We start from the raw sequence: 2,148 nt of genomic DNA, 5'->3' as shown, positions 1-2,148 counted from the left end.
GCAACAGCGGGGCGTACTTTGAACAGCCGCTGCGACTGCCGGGGCAGTACTTTGACGAAGAAACGGGGCTGCATTACAATCTGTTCAGATATTATGCGCCGGAGTGCGGGCGGTTTATCAGCCAGGATCCGATAGGGCTGCTTGGCGGAATAAACCTCTATCAGTATGCGCCGAATCCGCTGGGGTGGATAGATCCCCTTGGACTTAAGTGCGGTGAAGTTAAAGAGTTTGATGTTGTTCCTTATCGACCAATTAATTCCTCTTTAGAAAACCATCATGGTGTGCTTGATATTTGGATGTCTAAGAATGTGCCATCTTATGGAGGGAAATATCCTTCAAAGTCACCAACAATTGCATTATCCGAGACTAATCATGCTGCAACAAAAAAAGTATATAGAGATTGGTTAGAGCAGAAAACCGGAAGAAGAGTTGGTGGGAAAGTGGATTGGACAACAGTAAGTAGCAGAGAAATGAAAGATCTTACTGAACGAATGTTTGATGCCGCAAATGTTCCTGTTGCCAGTAGGGAAGCATATTACCGGGCATTGAACCAGTTTATATACTCTGGGAAGTTTGATACTGTTATTTTTTAAGGTGGTAATATGAATGACATTGATGAATTACTTGACTTGATAAAAAGTGATAACAGATGTGAAGTTATTCCACCAGATGGTAATTTACCTTTGTTACCATATGATTATTTAAAATATCCTGATGATGTTATTCGTTTTTACAAAATATGTAATGGAATAAAATTGTTCTGCTCTGAAGAACAGGAAATTTCCTTCACTATTTTGAAAAATAATGAAATATTACAGGCCAATAAATTTATAGTTGGTGAGCCATGTGAGGATGATATATCATCTTCATGGTACTTAATTTGTAGGACCGATAATAACGATTATTTATCCATTGATTTTTCTACAGAAAGAAATGGACGCTGTTATGATAGCAATTATGAGATACATGGCGTTGTAGGTAGTTGTCCAATTATTGCAATGAGTTTTACAGAATTATTGAATAAATTATATAGCTCAGGTGGTCAATATATTTATTGGAAAGATGAAAATTACGGCGATGCTTATGATTAATTAAGTTAAAATTGTTATGGTAAGCCGGGTAAGAAATTAAATCTTCCCGGCTTTTTTATTATTTAACTCTCGTTCAGCACACTAAACATCCCGTCCCGCATCCCCTTAACAGCCTGTTTAACCTGATACAGTTCCCTGCGCAGTTTCTGTACTTCGTTGCTATCCGCAAGCAGGATCAGGCACCCTTCCGGGATCTTCACGATGACACCCGTGCCGATCTCAAATCCCGCTTCCCTCAGCCATTTGGCGCTGAATGCGGGCGGGTATCCGGTCATCACCCAGACGCAGGGTACAGAAGGCGGGGTGCGCAATGAGAAACAGCAGCGTGATGTGCTGGGCCGCCTGCTGCGCAGTGACACGCAGCACAGTACACGGACCTTCAGCTACAACCGTCTTGACCAGATAACGGAGGTGACGCTCACCCCCACGGAAGAAGGTGAGCGTCTGCACCACATGCAGGCGGACAGGGTGCGCTTCGCGTATGACCGCAGCGGGTGGCTGACGGCAGAGCACAGCGTACACGGCAGCATAAAATATCAGCGCGACGCGCTGGGCAACCCCACCGATATTACCCTGCCGGACGGGCAGCACCTCAGCCATCTCTATTACGGCAGCGGGCATCTGCTCCAGACGGCGCTGGACGGTATTACGGTCAGTGAATATGAGCGTGACAGCCTGCACCGCCAGGTGATGCGCACGCAGGGGGCGCTGACGACGTTCAGCGGCTACAACGCCGACAACCGGTTAAGCTGGCAGCGCAGCCTGCCTGGCGGCAGCCAGAATCCGCAGCAGGCCGGTAAGCTTCCGGCGCAGAACGACAGCGTGACGGGGCGGGATTACATCTGGAACGCAGACGGTGAAGTCAGCGGCATTAACGACAAACTGCGTGGCTGCCTGGTGTTCAGCTATGACCGGAGCGGCTGGCTGACCGGTCGTACGGGGCAGATGTACGACCATGACCATTATTATTACGACAAAGCAGGCAACCTGCTGACGGATGAATATCAGGGAGCGGTGATGGACAACCGCCTGCCGGGCTACGGGCGTGACCGTTACC

General features: G+C 47.8%; 3 protein-coding genes and 2 pseudogenes. 4 read left to right on the top strand and 1 reads right to left on the bottom strand.

The window, feature by feature from the left end; genetic code table 11:
• The 3 genes and pseudogenes from A9587_RS25370 to A9587_RS24065 form a co-directional block, all read left to right on the top strand.
• Nucleotides 1–210 (top strand): annotated as a pseudogene (locus tag A9587_RS25370) (RHS repeat-associated core domain-containing protein); the annotation flags it as partial.
• 86 nt (nucleotides 211–296) lie between these two features.
• Nucleotides 297–593 carry a hypothetical protein gene (locus tag A9587_RS25365; protein WP_192807620.1) on the top strand — a complete coding sequence of 99 codons (297 nt, stop codon included), beginning with the start codon at nucleotides 297–299 and terminating at the stop codon, nucleotides 591–593.
• Between the two features lie 9 nt (nucleotides 594–602).
• Nucleotides 603–1,091 carry an SMI1/KNR4 family protein gene (locus A9587_RS24065; protein WP_105264082.1) on the top strand — a complete coding sequence of 163 codons (489 nt, stop codon included), beginning with the start codon at nucleotides 603–605 and terminating at the stop codon, nucleotides 1,089–1,091.
• Between the two features lie 62 nt (nucleotides 1,092–1,153).
• On the opposite strand, the gene A9587_RS24060 is transcribed toward A9587_RS24065, so the two are convergent.
• On the bottom strand, nucleotides 1,154–1,366 hold the full coding sequence (locus A9587_RS24060) for a type I addiction module toxin, SymE family (protein ID WP_105264083.1): 213 nt from the start codon (nucleotides 1,364–1,366) through the stop codon (nucleotides 1,154–1,156).
• Between A9587_RS24060 and A9587_RS24055 the strand changes: the two are divergent.
• Nucleotides 1,341–2,148, top strand: a pseudogene (locus A9587_RS24055) (RHS repeat protein); the annotation flags it as partial. The gene A9587_RS24060 and the pseudogene A9587_RS24055 overlap by 26 nt on opposite strands.

This window comes from Escherichia sp. MOD1-EC6162 (assembly GCF_002965125.1).
Classification (GTDB): domain Bacteria; phylum Pseudomonadota; class Gammaproteobacteria; order Enterobacterales; family Enterobacteriaceae; genus Escherichia; species Escherichia marmotae.
This window is presented reverse-complemented; position numbering and strand designations above follow the sequence as displayed.

What these genes read in the sequence shown, in the direction of transcription:
- A9587_RS24065 (WP_105264082.1), top strand. Translation starts at nt 603, where the DNA reads ATGAATGACATTGATGAATTACTTGACTTGATAAAAAGTGATAACAGA.
- A9587_RS25365 (WP_192807620.1), top strand. Translation starts at nt 297, where the DNA reads ATGTCTAAGAATGTGCCATCTTATGGAGGGAAATATCCTTCAAAGTCA.
- A9587_RS24060 (WP_105264083.1), bottom strand. Translation starts at nt 1,366, where the DNA reads ATGACCGGATACCCGCCCGCATTCAGCGCCAAATGGCTGAGGGAAGCG.